The sequence below is a fragment of the Bacillus sp. FSL K6-0073 genome (assembly GCF_038006085.1).
GTDB classification, from domain to species: Bacteria; Bacillota; Bacilli; order Bacillales; family Bacillaceae_G; genus Bacillus_A; species Bacillus_A cereus.
This window is the reverse complement of sequence record NZ_JBBOUN010000001.1, coordinates 4,778,507-4,798,676: the sequence shown is the minus strand read 5'-3', so window position 1 is coordinate 4,798,676 and position 20,170 is coordinate 4,778,507. Positions and strand designations below refer to the sequence as shown.

The window sequence follows — 20,170 nt, the reverse complement described above, 5'->3', positions numbered from 1 at the left end:
TTGTAAGGCAAATCGATAGTTGCATAAGAGCATTTTGGATAAACTATGGGTGTAAGGTAAAAGGCAAGCATATTTTAGGTAAATTAAGTTTTAGGCACTCTATATGTGAAAAAGGAGTAGGAGGGCATGGAGAAACGTTGGACGACCTTTTCTTTTTTAGCGACTAGTAACACCGTAATGCTAGATGGAAAAATGGATTTTTTGCACTTGTTTGATCGTGAAGATGATCATTCTTCTTCTAAATTTACAATGAAATGGAATAAATGGAGCGAGAGTTGTAGGTTTGAAGAAGAGGCCCCTAACGAAGAGCAAAAGATTATTTTAACAAACCCTATTAAAGCGTGGGTTGTTCAACGTCGTAAGTGTAACGTCAAAAATCACTTCAAGAAAACTGAGCCGAGACAATTAGTTATCGCTCCGGCCCGTTCTACTTCCAAATCACGCGAAAGTAACATGTAAATAATTGAGACACACACCCGAAAAAAACATCGTACATATTGCGATGTTTTTTTCTTTTTCTACAATGAAATCTTTAAATGAAATATATTTCATCTGCATCTTATATTTATATCTCTTGCTTATTCTAGTAATACATCCGATGCGAGTTGATGTGAATAAAATATAAGGAGAGAGTGAAAATGAAAAAGAAACTATTACCAATTTGTGCAATGGCACTTTTAACAGTAGGATATTCTTCAGTAGCGAGTGCGGATACTGGAACAGTAACAAAGGAAGAAGAAGCGCAAGTACAACAGGATAAAGCTAAAAAAGAAGAAGCAATTAAGGAACAGCAAAAAAGTGAAGTAGAGAAAAAGCAAGCGGCACAAGTACAAGAAAAAAATGATATGGCTAAAAAAGAGGAAGCAATAAAAGCTGAGAAAAAAAGTGAAGAAGAGAAAAAGAGAATAGCGCAAGAACAGTTAAAAAACAATATGGCTAAAAAAGAAGCAGCGATAAAAGCCGAGCAAAAGAATGAAGTAGCTAAAAAAGAAGAAGCAAAGCCAGTTGTACAAGGTGAAAAATTACCAAATACAGCATCAAATAATGTAGTAATGATGGGATTAAGTGCATGTCTTGTAGCGGTAGGTACATTATTTGGTTTGAATCGTCGCAATAAGATTAAAGCATAAATAAAATATTTTCCTATAAAGAATGGGATAATTTCATATATTAAAAATGGTAGGTTACTCCTACCATTTTTGGCATGGAGGGATGAAGAATGAAGTTACTTAATTATATCGGTATCATATTGATGGCTATAGGCCTATTCATGGGGTCCTATTACGCTGTGGAATGGTATAAAGGAAAAAGCTCTGCCGGGCAATTAACGGCAGAAGAAATAAAGAGCCTTAAAAATATACAAGATACTCAACTTTCTCATGAAACACCTGTAACTTCTCAAGTGCCTTCTTCTCAAACAGAACATAAAGAAGGAGAAAAGGTAGCGATGTTAAACATACCGAAAATAAAGAAGAAGTTTTCTATATATTGGGGAGCAGATGATACGACTTTGAAAAAAGGAGTGGGTATGTTCGTTAGTGATTTAACGACAACTCCATCTGGAGGGGGACATACTGTACTGAGTGGACATCGAGATACTGTATTTACAGATTTAGAAGAGTTGAAAGAAAAGGATACCCTTGTTTTAGAGTATGATAATAAAACGTACACATATGAAATTCAAAAGACATGGATTACTCATGCGGATGATCGTACTGTTATTATAAAAAAAGAAGAACCGATATTAACACTGACAACTTGTTACCCATTTGATTATATAGGGGATGCACCAGATAGATATATTATCGAGGCGAAGTTAACTGGCAGTTATTCAAAGTGAAATTATAGTTTCTGAAAGCGAGAGGGGGATATATAAGTTATGTCAAAAAACATTTTAATTGTTGAAGATGAAGACATATTACGTGAAATATTAAAAGATTATTTTTTAAGTGAACAATATGTAGTGTTTGAAGCGAGGGACGGGAAAGAGGCTTTAGTTGTATTTGAAGAAGAAGAGGTTGATTTAGTTATTTTAGATATTATGTTGCCAGAACTCGATGGATGGTCTGTTTGCCGAAGGATTAGGAAGACGTCCGAGGTGCCTATTATTATGCTGACGGCGCGCGTAGATGAAGACGATACGTTACTTGGTTTTGAACTTGGAGCAGATGACTATGTGACGAAGCCGTATAGTCCTCCAATTTTATTAGCAAGAGCGAAACGATTATTAGAAAGTAGAAAAGCATCGAAGAAACCTTTAGAGAACGAAGATGATACGTTATCGATTCATGGCATCCATGTCCATTTTCCGTCGCGTACTGTTACTGTTGATGAGGCAGATGTTAGTTTAACGCATACGGAGTTTGAAATATTGGTGTATTTCATGAAAAATCAAGGAATCGTTTTAACGCGAGAGCAACTCATTTCAAGAATTTGGGGATATGAATTTGCTGGCGATGATCGAACGGTGAATAGCCATATTCGTAATTTAAGAAATAAATTAGGAGAGAAAGCAAAGTATATTACAACTGTAGTACGAACTGGTTATAAATTTGAGGGGAATGTATGAAGAAAGGAATTGTACTAAAATTATTTACTCTTACAACAGCATTATGTATGTTGATTTTAGCGACGATATTTATTGGACAAACGATATTTTTTAAACAATATTATGCGAATCGAAAAGTGGAAGATATTAAAGTAAATTTAAATTCCTTTGAGAAGAATTATTTAAATTATGCAGGAAATGCAGAAGAAATTCAGAAACTAGAGCAAGACTTTTTAAGAGAAAATAATACGTGGATTACGACATTAGATAAGAACGGGAATTTAAAACATACAGATGATTTTTATTTTGAAGTAACGATAGATCGTAGGCAACAAAAGAGCTTTGGACAACAAATATTTAAAATTCCCTTAGGTAATCTCGTCAATATAGAGGAAATTGATAATAAATTATCAGAGCAGTTTTTAGGGCAAGAAATTTATTTTTCTGGAGTGAAAAAAGAAGATAGTTTTATTCCATTCTCTTTTTCTTTATCTAAGCAGAATTTAAGTGGATCTAATAAACCGTTAGAAAAAGCATTTAATGAGAAAATGAGTAAATTAAATGAGGAGAAAAAGAGAGCAGCTGAGGAACAACTTGTTAAGGAAAAGAAACCAGCTGTTCAGGAGCAAGCTGCTCAAGAATCAAATGTTTACATAGGTGGACGTGTTACAAAAGTACAGTTACCAGATGTAAAAGGTCCTGTGAATCCAATTTATAAAAATGGCATCTTCTTAGATAACATAAAAGAATTTCAAACTGATTTATTATTAAAAGAGAACAAACACATACAATATACAACACAAACAATGGACTATGAAAAGAATGATATAAAATATAAATTATTAATGAAACCAATAAAAGAAAAAGACGGATCAGTAACATATATTTATGCGATGGCTTCTTTACAGCCCGTAGATGAAGCTGTACAAATGGTGCAAGATTACTATATCTACATCATTGCATTTGTAGTCGTTCTTATTTTTTTAGCTTCGTTCTATTACTCAAAACAAATTGCCAAACCGTTATTAAAAATAAATGATACGACGAAGAAAATAGCACAATTAGATTTTACAGAAAAAATACCAATTACTTCAAAAGATGAAATTGGGGATTTATCGAAAAATATTAATGTGCTATCAAATAAACTCCATTCCCATATTGGACAGTTAGAAGAAGATATTGAAAAGGAAAGAAAGTTAGAAAGGACGCGAAAAGAATTCATTTCTGGTGTTTCACATGAATTAAAAACACCGCTAAGTATTATGAAAAGCTGTATTTCTATTTTAAAAGATGGAGTAGCTGAACATAAAAAAGAGTATTATTTTCAGGCAATGGAAAGAGAAGTAGACAAAATGGATACTTTAATTTTGGATATGCTTGAGTTAGCTAAATTTGAATCTGGTACATATAAAATGAAAAAGGATTCGTTTTATATTGATACAGTAATTGAAGATATATGTGAACATCTATCTGTGGAAATAGAGAAAAAAGAACTTCATGTTCATAAAAATATATGTTCATTTGAAGTGATTGCAAATCAAGGCCGGATTGAACAAGTCATCGTGAACTTCATTACGAATGCCATACGTTATACACCAAATAAAGAAGATATTATTATTTCTACAATAGATGAGAAGAATCGTATAAAAGTTTGTATTGAAAATAAAGGTACTCACATTGAAGAAGAACAATTAGATAAAATTTGGGATCGTTTTTATCGCGTGGATACAGCTCGTCAGCGTTCACAAGGTGGGACGGGACTGGGGCTTGCTATTTCTAAAAATATTTTAGAATTACACGATGCTGAATATGGAGTGAAAAATACAGAAGACGGTGTATTATTTTACTTTTACTTACCGAAAAAAGCGTAGATAATGCATGCTACGCTTTTTTAATTTATTTTCATATTATCTTTACCTAATCTTTATTTTTAATCAGTATAATTTGTTTAGAATATGAGGTTATGTAAGGAGTCGATGAACCGTGCATAGCAATTGGCTAAGTATAATGGTATTTATTTTCTTTTGCGCATTTATTGTATTTTTAATTAATATTACGATATGAAAAAAGAGCGCTCATTAAGCGCCCTTTTTTTGTGTATTCATTTGATAAGCACTGATGCTTTTGAATAAGCGTGGTGAAGTGATAAATAAAAATATAAGTAAAACGGTACATAGAATATAGGAACCAATCATTGTACTACCGTTAAATATTAAAGAATATAGGAAAGCCGATTGGCCTTTTGGTGCATATTGTCCCCAGAAAATGATACCAGCGATAAAGTGACAGAAGTAACGAGCTAGACTACCGATAAAAGTAGCGACGATAATGTATCCAATTACTTTCTTTCCTTGGTTTGGTTTTGATGAAGGTTTGTCTTTACGGTTACCTAAATTTGATTGCTCTTCGCTATTATCATTGGAAGTTAAAAGTGCTTTTTGAATTGGACGATAGAATAAACCAGCAAATCCAATGAATGCGAAAGCAACAAAGTATTCAATTAGTACTTGAATTGGTGTGACGATAATGGCATCGCCTACGACAATTTGTAATAATCCCCAAATTAGGCCCCCTAAGAAAGCCATTTTGAAGCCCCAGCGGTATGCGATAATAAAAATAGGAATCATAGCAAATGAAATGGAACCGCCTGTTGCTGATATTTTTATTGAAAGTGGTAAAATGTCGATGACCAAGGCGAAGGCTGCAAGAATAGCAGATTCGATCATCGCTTGTAAATTAGTGTTACGCATGTTGTCTCCCCCTAAATCCAAGTTGTACAAAAAAGAATAGATATCATAGGAGGATACGAAATACGTAAATAAAAATGAGGTATGTATTTCGGACGTTTGCACAATCCCTGCGTTAGCATTAACTAACAGGTTCGAAGGGTCGGAACGAAGTGTTCCCTCTCAGCGACATGGCTCCCCCAGTGATAACGAGATTCTTTATTTGCTATTGTTTATTGTAAGCGAAATGGATGAGAATGGCAAACGAATACAGTATGACAATAATTGAAATAGAATTGTAGCGAAATGTTAATAAATATGAAGCAAAAGGGTATAGTACAAGAGAAATTGGGTGTGGTATAATTTTTTTGAAAATAATTATCATTCTCTTCTGAGGGGGAAGGTTATGAGCTTAGTAGATATTAAAATTGGAGAGAAAGTGTTAGTAAAAAGTATTCAGTCTTTAGATCAGCTATTAAAGCGTAGACTAGCTGCTTTCGGTCTTGCTGAAGGAAGCGAACTTCGCCTGAAACAGAAAGCGATGTTTAAAGGTCCTTGTACATTGGAGTGTCGTGGACAGTTAATTAGTATTCGTCATTGTGACGCGAAAATGATAAAGGTGGAATTAGCGTGAATAAGGTAGCTTTGCTAGGGAATCCGAATACAGGGAAGACATCATTATTTAATGCACTTACTGGTTCTTATGAGTATGTAGGAAACTGGAGCGGTGTAACAGTAGAAAAGAAGGTTGGTAAATTAAAAGATAGACAAGGAACATTAATTGATTTACCAGGTGTTTATGATTTAAATCCAGTTTCACGTGATGAAGGTGTTGTAACAAACTTTCTATTAACAGAAGAATTTAATCATATGTTAAATATCGTAGATTCCTCGCAGTTTGAAAGAAATATGCATTTAACGTTGCAGTTACTTGAATTTGGTAAGCCAGTCTCAATTGGTTTAAACATGGTTGATGTGGCGAAGCAAAGAGGAATTGTCATTGATGTAAAACGATTATCAGAACTATTAGGTGTAACAGTCGTTCCTGTTGTTGCAAGGAGTGGAAAAGGCTGTGAAGAACTGCTTACGACTCTTAAAGAAAATGACAAAAAAGAGAAAAAGCCATTCCTTATTTCATATGGTGTACAAATGGATGAAGGAATTGGAGAAGTAATTGCTCTTTTAGAGACAGTGAATTACGAGCATCCGAGATGGTTAGCACTTCAATTTTTAAGCAATAACGAAGTAGTAGAAAAAGAAATGAAAGCATTACCAATTTATAAGGAACTCATAGCCATTCGATCTCGCTTAGAAGGAAAACTTGATTGTACGTTAGAAGAGCACATTTACAAAACTCGTGAAGCGTATATTGAAAAGTTAAAAACAAATGTTATGAAGCATGAGAAAGAAGGGAAAATTCCTTTTTCAGAAAAAATTGATAGATTAATTACACATAAAATTTTAGGACTTCCAATCTTTTTAGCAGTTATGTTTTTTATTTTTCAGGTTACGTTTACGTGGATTGGTACACCTTTATCTGATATGTTAGATGAGTTTTTTGGTGGCCAGCTTACGGATTGGGTGACGGCTGGACTTACAAGTATTGGAGCTTCTCAGTTTATTCAAGCACTCGTTACAGAAGGTATTATTGCCGGTGTTGGTGCTGTATTAGTATTCGTACCACAAATCTTTGCACTATTCTTTTTCATTTCATTATTAGAAGACTCAGGGTATATGGCGCGAATTGCGGTTGTTATGGATAGAATTATGGAGTTTTTCGGCTTAAACGGAAAAGCTTTTATTCCGATGATTATCGGTTTTGGATGTAACGTTCCAGGTATTATGGCTGCGAGAACGATTGAACAGGAGAAAGAACGTTTACTTACCATTTTAGTAACACCATTTATGTCTTGTTCAGCACGATTACCTGTATATGCATTATTTGCGGGCGTATTCTTCCCGCATAGTCAGGCGACTGTTGTATTTTCTTTATATGTTGCAGGGATTGTTCTTGCGTTATTAGTTACAAAAATTATGTCTCTTACGATTTTGAAAGCGGAAAAGTCTATTTTCGTAATTGAATTACCTCCTTATCGTGTGCCACAAGCAAAAACGTTATGGCTGAGCACATGGGAGAAAGGAAAAGGATTTGTTCGTAAAGCTGGTACATTCATCTTCGGTGGTTCAGTTATCATTTGGTTATTAAACTATGCAGGTCCATCAGGATTTGGTGTTGATATGGGAGACAGTTACTTAGCGATGATTGGTGGATTTATCGCACCGCTATTTGCACCGCTCGGCTTTGGAACGTGGCAAGCTGCAGCATCCCTTTTAACAGGATTTTTAGCGAAGGAAGTTGTCGTTTCAACAATGGCAATTATTTATGCAGTTAAAGAAGATGTGCTTGGAAACGTAATGGGAGCACATTATACAGCATTATCAGCTTATGCATTTATGTTCTTTATTTTATTATACGTTCCATGTTTAGCGACGGTGGCTGTTATTAAACGTGAAACAGGATCAGCGAAATGGACGATTTTCTCAGTCGTTTACCCGCTTGTTGTTGCGTATGTATTAACGCTTATTATATACCAAGTTGGATCTTTACTAGGATTCTAAAAGGAGATGTATAATGATGGTCAATATTATAATTGGAGCTATCATTTTTGGTTATGCAGCATACACGTTAGTTAATTTTGTAAAGAGAAGTAAAAAAGGAAAATGCGCAGCATGTTCTTTAAATAAGTCATGTCAGTCGAAAACTTGTAGTCCAGATATGGAACAAGTTGCTCATAATAAATAGAAAAAAGCTTTGCGAATTTCGCAAAGCTTTTTTGTTTTACTTTTTAATTTTTACAAGTTGAGAAGCTTCGACGCCGTTGTAACCAGGGAATTCTTTACTTGGGTCTTTATCAAATTTTAATACACCTACAGATTTTTCATCACCTTTTACATTGTTGTAAGTTGCGTCATCGACAATCGCATACATATCTGTATATGCACGGCCACTTCCGATAATTGTGTTGCCTTCATATTTTAATTTGGCTCCATCAAGTGTAGCATTTTCTACTTTTTCTTTTGCAAATAATACACCTTGTTCTGTTGTTACAGCTGGTAATTTATCAAGTGGTTTCGTGTTGTCTTTTTCATCAACTTTGCTAAGTAACTCTTTTTTCACTAGTTCCTCACCAGTTTTCTTATCCATTACAAGAACTTTTTTACCATCTAATGTTGTCATTTTCATTTTATAGAAGTCTTTTTCTTTCACTTCTTTTTTGTTTTTATCTGTAATTTGCTGAACTTGTTCTTCTGAGCCGTACAGTACAAAACCGTTCGCTTTCTCTCCTAATAAAGAACAACCTGATAATGCTCCAAGTGAAATTGCTGCTGCTAATCCGATTCCTACTAATTTTTTCATGATGATTTCTCCTTTTATATGTTTTATATTAAATACAATTTTTGTATTGTTGCTTACAAGTGAAGAAGCTTGTTTGTTGCTTCTGGTATTAGTGTATAAGAAATATCAGAATGCAACTATCGAGTTAGCTTACAGTAACATTACACTTATGTAATTTAGTGAAATTGCACAAAAGTAAGTTAATTTCAAAGAGGGATAATGAGAATATATTAGAAATACAATATTGTATATAGAATGTCATATTATAATGGATGTATTTTGGAAATAACATGTAAGGACATATTAGTTTTGTTATAATAAACACATAGGCTGTAAAAATGAATATTCTTTACTGTAAAGGGAGATTTTTCAGTTTTCCAAGTAGTGAATTTGAAATATGAGGTATATCATAGGAGGAATTTAGATGTCTGTATTCAAACGATTAAGAGATTTAACAATGTCGAATGTATATTCATTAATTGAAAAAGCGGAAGATCCAGTTAAGATGACTGATCAATATTTACGCGATATGCAAGCGGATGTACAAGAAGCTGAGAAAAGTGTAGCAGCTCAAATCGCGCTTGAGAAGAAATTCAAAATATTATTTGAAGAGCAAGAAGCACTTGTGAAAAAACGTGAAGAGCAGGCTCATATGGCTGTTCAAGCTAATAACTTAGATCTTGCGCGTCGTGCATTAGAAGAGAAACAAAATGCAGAACAAAAAATGAATGAGTATAAAGCAAGCTACGAGCAAAATAAAGCTGCTGCTGATAACCTGCGCCTAAAGCTAGAAGAAATGCGCAAGCAATTAAATGAGCTAAAAAATAAGCGTGAAACACTTGTAGCACGTGTAAATGCGGCGAAAGCACAAAAGAATATTAATCAGGCAATGTCTGGATTTGATTCAAACTCAGCAAAAGCTGGTTTAAGCCGTATGGAAGAGAAAGCTCTTCAATTAGAGGCTGAAGCAGAAGCAAGCGGTGAAGTTTATAAGAAAGAAAAATCATTAGATGATGAATTCGCAAGCTTAAACAAAAATTCTGCTGTTGACGATGAATTAGCTCGTATTATGAAGCAGTATGAGAAATAATATAGAATAGAGACAAATGAACCGACATGTCTAAATATATTCATGTCGGTTTTCTATTATATTTAGAGGAGGTTTTGCAATGACATGGATGAATGTAGTTGCCATGCTTGTATGGACTGGAGCGAGTGCAGTACTTTTATTTGCAATTATGTGGGTTGATTCAATTTTTACAAAATACAATGATTTAAAAGAAATTAAAAATGGAAATACAGCTGTAACAACTCGTTTTATTATGAAATTATTTGCACAAGGGTACATTTTATCCCAATCAATTACGAAAGCAAATGACTTATGGCAGGCACTTCTTGCTTCAGCAGTTTCTTTCGTTATTTTATTAGTGGTAGAAATGTTTATCGAATTTGTATTAAAGAAAATGTCTGGTCTTGATTTAGAAGAAGGTACGAAAGAAGGTAGCGTTGCACATGCGATGTTAGCCGGATCATTACATATTGTTGGTGCACTAATTTTAGGTGCTTGTTTATAAAGAGAAAAGGAGGGGTAGATCATGAGTTTATTTAAACGAATTAAAAATATAATGAAAAGCCCAGAGCCACCGAAGCCGGAAAAGAGTCTTTTAACGTTAGCTCCTGGCGATATGATTGAAGTGTCATTAGTTATGTATGAATTAATCGGGAAAACGAGTATGCATTCGCGTAAGGAAATTGTTTTGACATTGCAAGATGGAAAAGACATTCGTTATTTAAAAATTGAAGATCGTGAAAATACGTATTACAAATTATATACACCAATTGATGGTCGCTTAGATTCAATTGATGAAATTCCGACGACAATTGAAATGGATGATACCGAGTACCATATGGAAGAACAATATAACGGACGTGTTGTTGTTATGGGAAAAACTCCATTCTCAGCTTCAGAAGAACAGTACGTATGGGAATTCCAATCAGATAATCGAAAATTATTGCGTATTGAATGGCAAAATGGTCGGACAATGATGTATGAGGGAGAAGCAATCATTCCTGCTGATGTACAAATTATAAGAGCAACGTAAGGGGGCGTAATCATGTCAAACCGATTGTTTACCATGATTAAATCGTTTGTAATCCCTATACTTGCTATCGTTATATTACTTGTTGTTGCTGGTTATGCCTTATCAGGTTGTCAAGGCGGGCAGACAAAGTCGATTCAAGACCGTTATCCACTTGAATCTGTTGCCAAGGAAGGTAAACAAGAATCTTACGTGTATAGGGCCGCCAATCGGTCAGTTCCTGAAGTAGCGAAGGAACTCATTAACGAAAGAGAACCGAAGCAAGCATCTAAAGAAGACGAAAATCAAATGTTCCTCGTTTATTCTGATAAGATTTATAACCTGCAAAAGGATAAAGAGAAACCATCTGATACGTTAATTGAAATAAGTAACAAAGAATTTGTCCGTCAAAATTACCAACCGTCCTTCTTGCAAGGATATATTATGGGTAGCATATTAAACGATATATTCGGTTCACGAAAATCATCATACGGTGATTATCGAGGATATAACGATAGACAAAATCATAAACCAGTTATTCCAGAAAGACCACCTACAAAAGAAGAAAAGAAAACCCCACCTCCAATTACGAAGGAAGGGAAAGGGTCTATCATTAAGCGAGGCGATAATGTAGATTCGAAACCATCAGTAGGTGATAAGGGAAGTATTACTGAAAAAGGAAGTAATACGACGCCCCCACCTTCTACTGGAAGCAAGGGGAAAATTACGAAAACACCAGGTGGTTCAAGCGGATCAGATGTGAAGCCAAAATCATCTATTAAAACGCCGCCAAGGAATACATCTCCTCCGAAAACAAGGGTCGGTGGTTCAGGGAAAATTACAAAGAGAAGATAGTATAGAGACCGAAAAGTTGAATTTGCTTTTTGGTCTTTTTTCGTGTTGTGGGAATTAATTCCTTTTAGTTGGTGCAATTTAGGCATAAGGGGGCGAGTAAAAACATATCAGCGATTATTAGAATATATCGACCGCAATTTAAAATATATCAGGGATTATTGGAATATATCGACCACAACTTAAAATATATCAGCGATTATTGAAATATATCGACTTACTGACAAAAACTAACAACGATAGCAACTTAATAATAAAAAGAGGGTGTGCCAAAATTTTGGCATACCCTCTTTTATATAACGATTAATGAATATCACGTTTCTTGAAATTACCGCCTTTTACTTCTGCTACGTCATAAACTGTAATAAAGGCGTGTGGATCGATTTCATTAATAAGTTCTTTCATTTTACTTTCTTCTAAACGGTTAATTACGCAAGAAATTTCTTTGAATTTCTCTCTTGAATAACCACCGTATACTTCGTTATATGTTGCACTTCGGCCTAAACGATCGCGAATTGTTTCTACCATTAATTCAGGCTCTTTTGTAATAATTTTAAATGCTTTTGAACCACTTAAACCAACTTCAACGATATGAATCACTTTCGAAGCGATAAAGTAAGCAATTGCCGAAAGGATAGCTCCTTGAAGACCGAATACCGTTGATACGAAAATAAATACGAACATGTTTAAGAATAAAATAAGGTCACTCGTTCCAAATGGTAACTTACGAGAAAGCAATACAGCAAGCATATCGATTCCATCTAATGCCCCACCGTTACGTAATGCTAGTCCCATACCAAAACCGATGATAATACCACCAACAACTGTAACTAATAATGTATCGCCTTCAATAATAGCTGGTATTCCGTGCATGACAACGGTACCTACTGCTAATGAAGCAATTCCGATAATAGAATAAATCGCAAAGCTTTTACCGATTTGCTTATACCCTAACCAAACGAAAGGAATGTTAATAACTGCGATTAGAGCTCCTAATGGCAATCCAAATAATCTTGAACTAACGATACTTAAACCAGTCACACCACCGTCCGATACGTTATTTGGAATTAATACTGCTTCTAATCCGTACGCTGTGATAAATGCCCCAATAATAATCATCAAAGCTTTTGAAGCAATTTTTAGCTTATTGGGCTTGTTTTTGATAATTTTCTCCATATAATTTCCTCGTTTCAAACTAGTTTCTTATTTGTTACGTCATTCACACCTAAATTTTATTTTAACATTTAATTTGAAAAAATTCTCCTTTAATGGGTGTATGCAGGGAATATTATCACCATATTATCTTTAAAATATTTTTGAAATCAGTATAAGAAATCCCATCCTTTCAAAGGATGGGATGCTATTAAGAAAATATAAAACTAAGTATTGATACGAATAAAGCGAAACCTAAAATAGTTCCACATATTTTCATATGGCGCTTACGTCCCATTACGACAATCGCAACATATTCGCGAATCATTGCGTTAGGCCAGTAATAAAATGCAGTTTTTGACCCGATTCCTTGGCTATTAAGACCAGCTTGTCTAGCGTATATGCCAGCGCGGAAAAGGTGGAAATTATTTGTGGTAAAAATACTTTTATATTTACCTTCAGGTTTTAAAGAATCCATAATTTCTTTAGAGAACAACATATTTTGATATGTGTTTACAGAGCGATTTTCTTGTACTGTATGTTCAAGAGGAATTCCTTTTTCAACAGCATAATTTTGCATTGCTTCTGCCTCTGGAAGACCTTCATCTGGACCTTGACCACCAGAGAAAATAATTGTTGGTGGTGTATTTACAGCTGCTTGTTTCCAATAGAAGTCGATAGCTTTATTAATGCGGCTTGCAAGTAATGGTGGTACTTTATCATTAATTAAGCCGCTACCAAGAACGATAATGAAATCTTGATTACGTCTTGGTCTGTTGAATTGGTATAAAAAATATGCGCTTAAGAAGTTAGATAAGTGTATAAAGAAATAGAAGCTTATAAGAGAAATAGCTGCAAAAATAGGCTCTAAATGCGATGAGACCAAACTTGCTGGGTTTATGATAGGGAGTAACATAAAGAATAACATCCCTAAAGCAGCAAGGAGTGTTAAACAGTTAGTGAACCGTCTTCCTTCTCGCTTCATTAAAATTCTAGCATTAAGAAATAGCCCAAACATTAAAGCAACAATACCGAAAGGAAGCATAATAAGAAGTGCTAAAATAGGTAAAATTATAATATAGCGTAGGACATCACTACTTGAATTTACAGATATAATCACACAAAAAAGAAGGAAAAAACAGACAAAGGAATTAAATAAAAAGCCGTTTATTATTTTTCGCGGATCTTTTAAATATGAGATAAGAAAAATAATAAATAATATAAGAGGAATAATTCCGAAATACATCATAAATATAGTACACCTCAATTTGTATAAGAATTTGACATACCTTTTATATTACATGATTTTATAAGTGAAAATGAAAGAAAAAGGATTTTGAATTTTCTCAATAAAATATATGGATACATATGTTACAATATATTCAAAGCGATATATTAAAAGTAAAATGGTTGAAAAGGCACTCAGTAGAGTGCTTTTTCTTTTTGTATGCAATTGTGCATATTATATTTTTTTTCAAATGAAGAGGATTACAATATAATTTGTAGACAGACTTTATAAAGCAGAATTTAATACAAACATTTCCCTCTACTTTTTGTATCTAACAATCGTATAACAATAAATAATTCTGTTTTATAGTGTCTGTTTTTGAAAGGCACCTTTTTTTATTAGTATAGATAGTTTTCACTGTTAGCATAGTGTAAACTATCTATACTAAACATTAGCAATCTTCCGTATAAATATTATCAATTTACTATATATTCCAGTGGTGTTAACCTACATATGAAAGGCTTTCTTTTTCAAAATATTACCCCTAATAAAATTTTGAAGAAGTCAACTGTCTCCAAACTTGTCTTTATGCTTAAAGAAAAAGCACTCAAATTGAGTGCTTTTTCTTATTGAAACATGCTATTTTTCTAGGCGATTTTCATAAAATAAAAGTAAAGAAATGAAAGTGGGTGACAAAATGCCGGCAGTTGTGGAAGGTGTTATTATTGAAAACTGCAATGGAACAATTAATGTAGGTGACAAATATAACGTACAGCCGATTGAAAAGACGAAGGCTTATAATGGATCGGGATCATCAAATACAGGAATGAAAGTACAAACGTTTAGCGGGATTAGTACAGCTGATGTATGGGATAATGATGCGAATGATCAGGGGATACAGTTTACTTTATAGTACAGTATGTAAAATTGCATAAAATGATGAAGTTGCCCTATGATACAATCTAGCTGTGAGCTGTTAATGATTCTTCTGTATTATAGTTGTTAGATTAGAAATATAACATCTTATCGAAAATCATACGTACAAAAAAAGACACTTCAAACGAAGTGTCTTTTGTATTTTAGTGATATCCTTTAGCAGAGTCTTTATGAATTTTATTTTTAAAAATACTGTAGCTCCAAAGCTGATATCCAATAACGATTGGTACCATGATCATTGCAACGAAGAACATAATTTTTAAGTTTAATTGACTACCAGCTGCGTTGTATAACGTTGTACTGTATGCATCGTTAATACGAGATGGTAACATTCTTGGGAACATACCTGCAAAGCCAGTTGTCATAAACATTGCGATTGTTAGGCAAATGAATGTGAATGCAAGGCCAATTTTATGTTTGTACACCATAATAAGTGCGAGTACACTCATTAGCATTGCAAGTACTGGAAGAATGAATAGTACCGGATATTCCGTAAAGTTTTGGAATAAGTTTGTCCGATTAGCAGTTGCTACATAGAAGATAGCTAAAATAATAGCAGCTGCCATTGAAAATGGTCTTGCGATTTTATAAGCACGATCAGATACTTCACCAGTCGTTTTAATCATGACCCAAAGGGCACCGGATACGACAAATATAGCAGTGAAGAAAAGACCACCTAATATACCGTAATGGTTTAGTAAGCTAAGTAAATTTCCTTCATAGCCATTTTTTCCGATTTGTAGTCCGTAATAAAGATTAGCGAATGTAACACCGAATAAGAAGGCGATTAGGAAACTGCCAATTGCAAATGCCCATTTACAAGTTTTTTGCCAAATTGGTGAATCATCTTTATGCATGAATTCCAGTCCAGCGGCACGAGCAAATAGTGCAAGTAATACTAAGAATAACGGTGTATATAAATAACTAAACATATTAGCATATGTGACTGGGAAGGCAGCAAATGTTGCGCCACCAGCTGTAATTAACCATACTTCATTACCGCCCCAGAACGGGCCAATTGCTTCTTGTAATTGATTTCGTTCTTGTCGGTCTTTCGTAACGAAAGGAAAAATCATTCCGTTACCAAGTGCATACCCGTCAAGAATGAAGTAAACTGTCCAAATCACGCCCCATAAACCGAACCAGATGATTGCAAGCATATCATGAGACATGAGCCACACCTCCCTCAGTAGCAGGTTCTTCTAATGCGGCAGGTCCTTTTTTCGCGAACTTTAGCATTAAGTATACGTCTGCAATTAAAAGTAAAGTGTAGAATAAAATTAAACTAATTAATGAGAACCAAATTTGCGGGACAGATATAGGTGATACAGATTCTGCTGTACGCATTAGTTTATATACTGTCCATGGTTGACGACCTACTTCAGCGACAATCCATCCTGCGTTAATTGCGATATAAGGAAGTAAGACAGACCATATTGTAATTTTTAAATAACGTTTTGAGTTTTCTAGTTTTCCTTTTCGGTTTAAATAGAAGCCATACCAAGTTAATGCCATAAAGAACATACCGAGTGCAACCATTAAGCGGAAGCTATAATACACAAGGTTAACATTTGGACGTTCATCTTTCGGAATATCTTTTAAACCAACAATTTCGCCATCAAATGAATTTGTGTAGAAGAAGCTTCCGAGTTTTGGAATCGTAAGGAATTCAAAGTTCTTCTCATTTTTTACATCAGGAATTTGAACAATTGAGAAGCCTTGTCCTTTTCCAGTTTCCCAAACTGCTTCCATCGCAGCTCCTTTTGCGGGTTGATATTTAGCTGCTGATACACCAGATTGATGTCCCATAAACGGTGTAATTGTTGCGGCGAATAAGCCTAACATTAAACCAAACTTAAATGATTTTTTGAAGAATTCTACTTCATTTTTACGTAATAAGTGATAGGCACTAATTGCCATAACGAAGAAAGCACCTACGATATAACAACCAACTACAGTATGGAAGAACATATTCCAAGCGTATGGATTCGTAACGAGTGCCCAGAAATCATTTAATTCAGCGCGGCCGTTACGTACTACGTAGCCAACAGGGTTTTGCATAAAGCCGTTTGCTGTAATAATCCAAAGGGCGGAAATGTTTGTTCCAAGTGCAACCATCCACATACAGAAGGCACGGAACTTTGGTGAAATTTTGTCTTTACCGAATAACCATATTCCCATGAAAGTAGATTCTAAGAAGAAGGCAACAAGTGCTTCGATTGCGAGAGGTGATCCGAAAATGTCTCCCATATATTTGGAGTACTCAGACCAGTTTGTTCCAAATTGAAATTCCATCGTAATCCCGGTTATAATCCCCATTACGAAGTTAATTGTAAATAATTTACCCCAGAAATTTGCCATTTTACGGTATGTTGGATTCAATGTGCGGGCGTATTGAGTTTCCATACATGCTACTAAAATGACAAGTCCGATTGTCAAAGGTACAAATAAAAAGTGATAAAAAATAGTAATTGCAAATTGAAAACGACTCAGTAACAGAACGTCGGACATAATAAATATTCACTCCTTTTTTACATTATCTACAATCAGTTTATAGTGAAAATACGTTTAAAGTATGTGAAACTTGTTACAAAGCTGTGTGTATATTTTGAAAGAATTATGTCGATTATCTGAAAATATCTTATTTTTACTATAAAGCGATATCCTTTTTGAGTTTTTCATATTTTGGTACACTATTTATGTAGTGTAAATGAGAGAAAAGAGGGTCCTTTACTATGAAGTCATTAGAAGAGATTTTGCAGTACAATGAGAAATTTGTTGAAGAGAAAAAATATGAAGAGTTTGTAGCGGGGAAATTTCCAAACAAAAAGATGGTAATTATTTCTTGTATGGATACACGACTTGTTGAACTATTACCGAAAGCGATGAATATGCGTAACGGTGATGTGAAAATTATTAAAGTAGCAGGCGCTGTTATTTCACATCCATTTGGAAGTATTATGCGTAGTATTTTAGTCGCTGTATACGAACTTGGTGCTGATGAAGTATGTGTAGTTGGTCACCATGATTGTGGTATGGCAAAAATTCAAGCAAGGAGTACGATTGAGAAAATGAAAGAACGCGGTATAACAGAAGAGAAATTAGATATGCTTCGTTATTCTGGAATCGATTTAGAACAATTCTTGCGCGGTTTCTCTAGTGTGGAAGAAAGTGTAGAACATAGCGTATCGGTACTTCGCAACCACCCATTACTTCCGGAAGAAGTACCTGTTCACGGTCTTGTTATAGATCCTGATACAGGAAAATTAGATTTAGTTGTGAATGGTTACGACAATTAAGAATTTACTTTGTCATCCTTTTTATCTGGGACAGGATCAAATCCTCCCGGGTGGAAAGGGTGACATTTTAATATACGCTTACAAGTAAGCCAAAAGCCTTTGAGTGCACCATGTTTTTGAAACGCCTCTAATCCATAATGAGAACAAGTTGGATAAAAGCGGCATGTTGGTGGTGTCATCGGAGAAATGAACTTTTGATAAAAGCGTATAATCCCAATAAAAATCTGTTTCATAACGGTCTCCTTTTCAGCATACTCTTAAAGTATTATAGCACGACTGTACATAATACTTTACTAATGTGCATTTCCGTTATATCATATTGGATATAACGGAATTAAATTAAAAGCGGGAGAGATGTTGTATGCCATCAGTAGAAAGCTTTGAATTAGATCATACGATTGTAAAGGCACCTTATGTAAGACATTGCGGAGTTCACAATGTAGGTAGTGACGGTATTGTAAATAAATTTGATATTCGTTTCTGTCAACCGAATAAACAAGCAATGAAACCAGATGTTATTCATACGTTAGAGCATTTATTAGCATTTAATTTACGTAAATATATTGATCGTTATCCGCATTTTGATATTATCGATATTTCACCGATGGGCTGCCAAACAGGATATTATCTTGTAGTGAGCGGAACGCCGACAGTTCGAGAAATCATTGATTTATTAGAACTAACATTAAAAGATGCGGTTCAAATTACAGAAATTCCGGCTGCAAATGAAACGCAATGTGGTCAAGCGAAGCTTCACGACTTAGAAGGAGCACAACGCTTAATGAACTTCTGGTTAAGCCAAGATAAAGATGAACTTGAGAAAGTTTTTGGATAAAAAGAAAAACTGCCTGTGAAAGGGCAGTTTTTTTATTGTGCTAAGAGCGGCCATACTCTTCTTTTTTATGAAAATATATTAGATACTCCAACATATAAAACAAAGGCAGAACAGAGAAAATAAATAAATGCTTTCGTTTTTTGCTGCTGCTTTATTTCATCGATTCCAAAAAGGATACACATAATACTTAAAAGGATGAACACGTAAGGTAAAAGAATAGTGAAGTTTGCAAAGAAGCTAAATAGGGCGAGAGAAAGAGCGATAGTGGCGATTATAATTCGAATGTTTTTTAACATGGAATCCCCCTTAGTAGAAAGACATAGTTACTGAGAGAAAATAATTATAAATGCTAAATTGGTCAAAATTTCATTCTACATGTAGTGAAAGTAGTTCGATATTAAGAAGAAGAATATAAGACCAGAAACGAAAAAATACGGGATACTCATTGATTTTCGTCCGGATTTTAATTCATTAATTCCTAGAAGAATAAAGGAACAACTGAGAATAAATTGTAAGTATGGAAGAAGTGAAAAATTATCGGTAACATGGACATAAGTGCTTAAAGTGAGTAAGAGAAGCATGAGAAATGCTAAAAAAATCCGTAATATAGTTAGAGTTAGCATTGTATGGCCTCCTTTAGACCATTTACTAGAATATTTCTGTGAAACCAATAAATAAAGCAGCGGCTCCTGCTAGTAGAGCGAGCAGACTACCTCCTGTTTGTCGTTTTAATATTTCCTCTAAACTTATGGTGAGGGCCATACCTCCTAAAAAGATGAACATATAAGGCATTATTTCTCTACTACCAGTAAAAAATCCATAGGTTGCTATACATAAGGCAATAAGTGATAAAGTAATCCGGACTCCTTTTAGCATAAAAGACCTCCTCTATTTTATGTAGGTAATAATGAGAACAATCCAAATGAAGGCACCAGCAATAATACAAATAAGTCCAGTTGCTAATTCCTTTTTCTTTATTTGTTCAAATGCGATGAGAAACATTAAAACCCCTAATAGAAATTATGAAAGAGGTACAAATTTATTTTGACCTGTATATAATCCAATTGCCGACATAACGATCACAGTGAGGGCGATTGTGATGCGGAGTATACGAAGCAT

General features: G+C 34.4%; 24 protein-coding genes, 1 pseudogene and 1 riboswitch. Of the genes and pseudogenes, 15 read left to right on the top strand and 10 right to left on the bottom strand.

Annotation, left to right across the window (positions count from 1 at the left end):
- The first annotated feature begins 126 nt into the window (after positions 1–126).
- The 5 genes from MHB52_RS24880 (at position 127) to MHB52_RS24860 (ending at position 4,419) form a co-directional block, all read left to right on the top strand.
- A complete protein-coding gene (locus tag MHB52_RS24880; RefSeq protein ID WP_000415613.1) occupies positions 127–459 on the top strand; it encodes a hypothetical protein in 333 nt (110 codons plus the stop codon).
- 179 nt (positions 460–638) lie between these two features.
- Positions 639–1,130 carry an LPXTG cell wall anchor domain-containing protein gene (locus tag MHB52_RS24875; protein WP_016118782.1) on the top strand — a complete coding sequence of 164 codons (492 nt, stop codon included), beginning with the start codon at positions 639–641 and terminating at the stop codon, positions 1,128–1,130.
- Positions 1,131–1,219: 89 nt separating this feature from the next.
- Positions 1,220–1,840 (top strand): class D sortase, encoded by a 621-nt coding sequence (locus tag MHB52_RS24870; protein ID WP_000771572.1) that lies wholly within the window; start codon positions 1,220–1,222, stop codon positions 1,838–1,840.
- A gap of 39 nt (positions 1,841–1,879) precedes the next feature.
- Entirely contained in the window at positions 1,880–2,569 is a 690-nt protein-coding gene (locus MHB52_RS24865) for a response regulator transcription factor (RefSeq protein WP_000041848.1), read from the top strand.
- Positions 2,566–4,419 carry a sensor histidine kinase gene (locus MHB52_RS24860; RefSeq protein ID WP_061664561.1) on the top strand — a complete coding sequence of 618 codons (1,854 nt, stop codon included), beginning with the start codon at positions 2,566–2,568 and terminating at the stop codon, positions 4,417–4,419. Before MHB52_RS24865 ends, MHB52_RS24860 begins: the two co-directional genes overlap by 4 nt.
- A 207-nt stretch (positions 4,420–4,626) precedes the next feature.
- On the opposite strand, the gene MHB52_RS24855 is transcribed toward MHB52_RS24860, so the two are convergent.
- Positions 4,627–5,298 carry an energy-coupled thiamine transporter ThiT gene (locus tag MHB52_RS24855; RefSeq protein ID WP_001246570.1) on the bottom strand — a complete coding sequence of 224 codons (672 nt, stop codon included), beginning with the start codon at positions 5,296–5,298 and terminating at the stop codon, positions 4,627–4,629.
- Between the two features lie 86 nt (positions 5,299–5,384).
- A riboswitch (TPP riboswitch) is annotated at positions 5,385–5,486 on the bottom strand.
- A 194-nt stretch (positions 5,487–5,680) separates the two neighbouring features.
- Here MHB52_RS24855 and MHB52_RS24850 point away from each other — a divergent pair.
- Genes MHB52_RS24850 through MHB52_RS24840 form a run of 3 tightly spaced genes read left to right on the top strand, consistent with a single transcriptional unit; the run spans position 5,681 to position 8,077 of the window.
- A complete protein-coding gene (locus MHB52_RS24850) occupies positions 5,681–5,908 on the top strand; it encodes a FeoA family protein (protein WP_000060512.1) in 228 nt (75 codons plus the stop codon).
- Positions 5,905–7,893, top strand: a complete 1,989-nt coding sequence (feoB, locus tag MHB52_RS24845; RefSeq protein WP_001044845.1) for a ferrous iron transport protein B — start codon at positions 5,905–5,907, stop codon at positions 7,891–7,893. The genes MHB52_RS24850 and feoB overlap by 4 nt, the downstream gene beginning before the upstream one ends.
- Positions 7,894–7,906: 13 nt before the next feature.
- Positions 7,907–8,077, top strand: a complete 171-nt coding sequence (locus tag MHB52_RS24840) for a FeoB-associated Cys-rich membrane protein (protein WP_000989593.1) — start codon at positions 7,907–7,909, stop codon at positions 8,075–8,077.
- A 36-nt stretch (positions 8,078–8,113) separates the two neighbouring features.
- Here MHB52_RS24840 and MHB52_RS24835 read toward each other — a convergent pair whose 3' ends face one another.
- Positions 8,114–8,692 carry a lipoprotein BA_5634 family protein gene (locus MHB52_RS24835; protein WP_000737502.1) on the bottom strand — a complete coding sequence of 193 codons (579 nt, stop codon included), beginning with the start codon at positions 8,690–8,692 and terminating at the stop codon, positions 8,114–8,116.
- A 403-nt stretch (positions 8,693–9,095) separates the two neighbouring features.
- Between MHB52_RS24835 and MHB52_RS24830 the strand changes: the two genes are divergently transcribed.
- The 4 genes from MHB52_RS24830 to MHB52_RS24815 all read left to right on the top strand — a co-directional run bounded on the left by MHB52_RS24830 (position 9,096) and on the right by MHB52_RS24815 (position 11,604).
- Positions 9,096–9,761, top strand: a complete 666-nt coding sequence (locus MHB52_RS24830) for a PspA/IM30 family protein (RefSeq protein ID WP_000110280.1) — start codon at positions 9,096–9,098, stop codon at positions 9,759–9,761.
- Positions 9,762–9,840: 79 nt separating this feature from the next.
- Positions 9,841–10,245 carry a DUF350 domain-containing protein gene (locus MHB52_RS24825; RefSeq protein ID WP_000220087.1) on the top strand — a complete coding sequence of 135 codons (405 nt, stop codon included), beginning with the start codon at positions 9,841–9,843 and terminating at the stop codon, positions 10,243–10,245.
- A 21-nt stretch (positions 10,246–10,266) separates the two neighbouring features.
- Positions 10,267–10,773, top strand: a complete 507-nt coding sequence (locus MHB52_RS24820; RefSeq protein WP_000051746.1) for a DUF4178 domain-containing protein — start codon at positions 10,267–10,269, stop codon at positions 10,771–10,773.
- Positions 10,774–10,785: 12 nt separating this feature from the next.
- Entirely contained in the window at positions 10,786–11,604 is an 819-nt protein-coding gene (locus tag MHB52_RS24815) for a DUF4247 domain-containing protein (protein WP_000071190.1), read from the top strand.
- A gap of 300 nt (positions 11,605–11,904) precedes the next feature.
- On the opposite strand, the gene MHB52_RS24810 is transcribed toward MHB52_RS24815, so the two are convergent.
- Positions 11,905–12,777 (bottom strand): YitT family protein, encoded by an 873-nt coding sequence (locus MHB52_RS24810; protein WP_000411244.1) that lies wholly within the window; start codon positions 12,775–12,777, stop codon positions 11,905–11,907.
- 187 nt (positions 12,778–12,964) lie between these two features.
- A complete protein-coding gene (locus MHB52_RS24805) occupies positions 12,965–14,002 on the bottom strand; it encodes a YdcF family protein (protein ID WP_000990101.1) in 1,038 nt (345 codons plus the stop codon).
- Positions 14,003–14,660: 658 nt separating this feature from the next.
- Here MHB52_RS24805 and MHB52_RS24800 point away from each other — a divergent pair.
- Positions 14,661–14,894, top strand: a complete 234-nt coding sequence (locus MHB52_RS24800) for a spore germination protein (protein ID WP_002001299.1) — start codon at positions 14,661–14,663, stop codon at positions 14,892–14,894.
- Between the two features lie 166 nt (positions 14,895–15,060).
- On the opposite strand, the gene cydB is transcribed toward MHB52_RS24800, so the two are convergent.
- Together cydB and cydA are read right to left on the bottom strand one after the other, a co-directional pair.
- Positions 15,061–16,089 carry a cytochrome d ubiquinol oxidase subunit II gene (gene cydB / locus MHB52_RS24795; RefSeq protein WP_000017658.1) on the bottom strand — a complete coding sequence of 343 codons (1,029 nt, stop codon included), beginning with the start codon at positions 16,087–16,089 and terminating at the stop codon, positions 15,061–15,063.
- A complete protein-coding gene (gene cydA / locus MHB52_RS24790; RefSeq protein WP_001286188.1) occupies positions 16,079–17,428 on the bottom strand; it encodes a cytochrome ubiquinol oxidase subunit I in 1,350 nt (449 codons plus the stop codon). Before cydA ends, cydB begins: the two co-directional genes overlap by 11 nt.
- Before the next feature lie 224 nt (positions 17,429–17,652).
- Between cydA and MHB52_RS24785 the strand changes: the two genes are divergently transcribed.
- Positions 17,653–18,216 (top strand): beta-class carbonic anhydrase, encoded by a 564-nt coding sequence (locus MHB52_RS24785; protein WP_000838158.1) that lies wholly within the window; start codon positions 17,653–17,655, stop codon positions 18,214–18,216.
- On the opposite strand, the gene yidD is transcribed toward MHB52_RS24785, so the two are convergent.
- The gene (gene yidD / locus MHB52_RS24780; protein ID WP_000809334.1) at positions 18,213–18,449 is read right to left on the bottom strand and encodes a membrane protein insertion efficiency factor YidD; all 237 of its coding nucleotides are present in this window, start codon (positions 18,447–18,449) and stop codon (positions 18,213–18,215) included. The genes MHB52_RS24785 and yidD overlap by 4 nt on opposite strands.
- Positions 18,450–18,577: 128 nt before the next feature.
- Between yidD and luxS the strand changes: the two genes are divergently transcribed.
- On the top strand, positions 18,578–19,051 hold the full coding sequence (gene luxS, locus MHB52_RS24775; protein ID WP_001141371.1) for an S-ribosylhomocysteine lyase LuxS: 474 nt from the start codon (positions 18,578–18,580) through the stop codon (positions 19,049–19,051).
- A gap of 65 nt (positions 19,052–19,116) precedes the next feature.
- On the opposite strand, the gene MHB52_RS24770 is transcribed toward luxS, so the two are convergent.
- The 3 genes and pseudogenes from MHB52_RS24770 to MHB52_RS24760 all read right to left on the bottom strand — a co-directional run bounded on the left by MHB52_RS24770 (position 19,117) and on the right by MHB52_RS24760 (position 20,170).
- A complete protein-coding gene (locus MHB52_RS24770; RefSeq protein ID WP_000916676.1) occupies positions 19,117–19,347 on the bottom strand; it encodes a YczI family protein in 231 nt (76 codons plus the stop codon).
- Positions 19,348–19,699: 352 nt separating this feature from the next.
- Positions 19,700–19,927: a DUF3953 domain-containing protein gene (locus tag MHB52_RS24765; RefSeq protein WP_000912057.1), complete on the bottom strand. Its 228-nt coding sequence runs from the start codon at positions 19,925–19,927 to the stop codon at positions 19,700–19,702.
- A 12-nt stretch (positions 19,928–19,939) separates the two neighbouring features.
- Positions 19,940–20,170 (bottom strand): annotated as a pseudogene (locus tag MHB52_RS24760) (DUF3953 domain-containing protein).

Coding starts and splice junctions, on each gene's coding strand:
- MHB52_RS24880 (WP_000415613.1), top strand. CDS start 127: ATGGAGAAACGTTGGACGACCTTTTCTTTTTTAGCGACTAGTAACACC.
- MHB52_RS24875 (WP_016118782.1), top strand. CDS start 639: ATGAAAAAGAAACTATTACCAATTTGTGCAATGGCACTTTTAACAGTA.
- MHB52_RS24870 (WP_000771572.1), top strand. CDS start 1,220: ATGAAGTTACTTAATTATATCGGTATCATATTGATGGCTATAGGCCTA.
- MHB52_RS24865 (WP_000041848.1), top strand. CDS start 1,880: ATGTCAAAAAACATTTTAATTGTTGAAGATGAAGACATATTACGTGAA.
- MHB52_RS24860 (WP_061664561.1), top strand. CDS start 2,566: ATGAAGAAAGGAATTGTACTAAAATTATTTACTCTTACAACAGCATTA.
- MHB52_RS24855 (WP_001246570.1), bottom strand. CDS start 5,298: ATGCGTAACACTAATTTACAAGCGATGATCGAATCTGCTATTCTTGCA.
- MHB52_RS24850 (WP_000060512.1), top strand. CDS start 5,681: ATGAGCTTAGTAGATATTAAAATTGGAGAGAAAGTGTTAGTAAAAAGT.
- MHB52_RS24840 (WP_000989593.1), top strand. CDS start 7,907: ATGATGGTCAATATTATAATTGGAGCTATCATTTTTGGTTATGCAGCA.
- MHB52_RS24835 (WP_000737502.1), bottom strand. CDS start 8,692: ATGAAAAAATTAGTAGGAATCGGATTAGCAGCAGCAATTTCACTTGGA.
- MHB52_RS24830 (WP_000110280.1), top strand. CDS start 9,096: ATGTCTGTATTCAAACGATTAAGAGATTTAACAATGTCGAATGTATAT.
- MHB52_RS24825 (WP_000220087.1), top strand. CDS start 9,841: ATGACATGGATGAATGTAGTTGCCATGCTTGTATGGACTGGAGCGAGT.
- MHB52_RS24820 (WP_000051746.1), top strand. CDS start 10,267: ATGAGTTTATTTAAACGAATTAAAAATATAATGAAAAGCCCAGAGCCA.
- MHB52_RS24815 (WP_000071190.1), top strand. CDS start 10,786: ATGTCAAACCGATTGTTTACCATGATTAAATCGTTTGTAATCCCTATA.
- MHB52_RS24810 (WP_000411244.1), bottom strand. CDS start 12,777: ATGGAGAAAATTATCAAAAACAAGCCCAATAAGCTAAAAATTGCTTCA.
- MHB52_RS24805 (WP_000990101.1), bottom strand. CDS start 14,002: ATGATGTATTTCGGAATTATTCCTCTTATATTATTTATTATTTTTCTT.
- MHB52_RS24800 (WP_002001299.1), top strand. CDS start 14,661: ATGAAAGTGGGTGACAAAATGCCGGCAGTTGTGGAAGGTGTTATTATT.
- cydB (WP_000017658.1), bottom strand. CDS start 16,089: ATGTCTCATGATATGCTTGCAATCATCTGGTTCGGTTTATGGGGCGTG.
- cydA (WP_001286188.1), bottom strand. CDS start 17,428: ATGTCCGACGTTCTGTTACTGAGTCGTTTTCAATTTGCAATTACTATT.
- MHB52_RS24785 (WP_000838158.1), top strand. CDS start 17,653: ATGAAGTCATTAGAAGAGATTTTGCAGTACAATGAGAAATTTGTTGAA.
- yidD (WP_000809334.1), bottom strand. CDS start 18,449: ATGAAACAGATTTTTATTGGGATTATACGCTTTTATCAAAAGTTCATT.
- luxS (WP_001141371.1), top strand. CDS start 18,578: ATGCCATCAGTAGAAAGCTTTGAATTAGATCATACGATTGTAAAGGCA.
- MHB52_RS24770 (WP_000916676.1), bottom strand. CDS start 19,347: ATGTTAAAAAACATTCGAATTATAATCGCCACTATCGCTCTTTCTCTC.
- MHB52_RS24765 (WP_000912057.1), bottom strand. CDS start 19,927: ATGCTAAAAGGAGTCCGGATTACTTTATCACTTATTGCCTTATGTATA.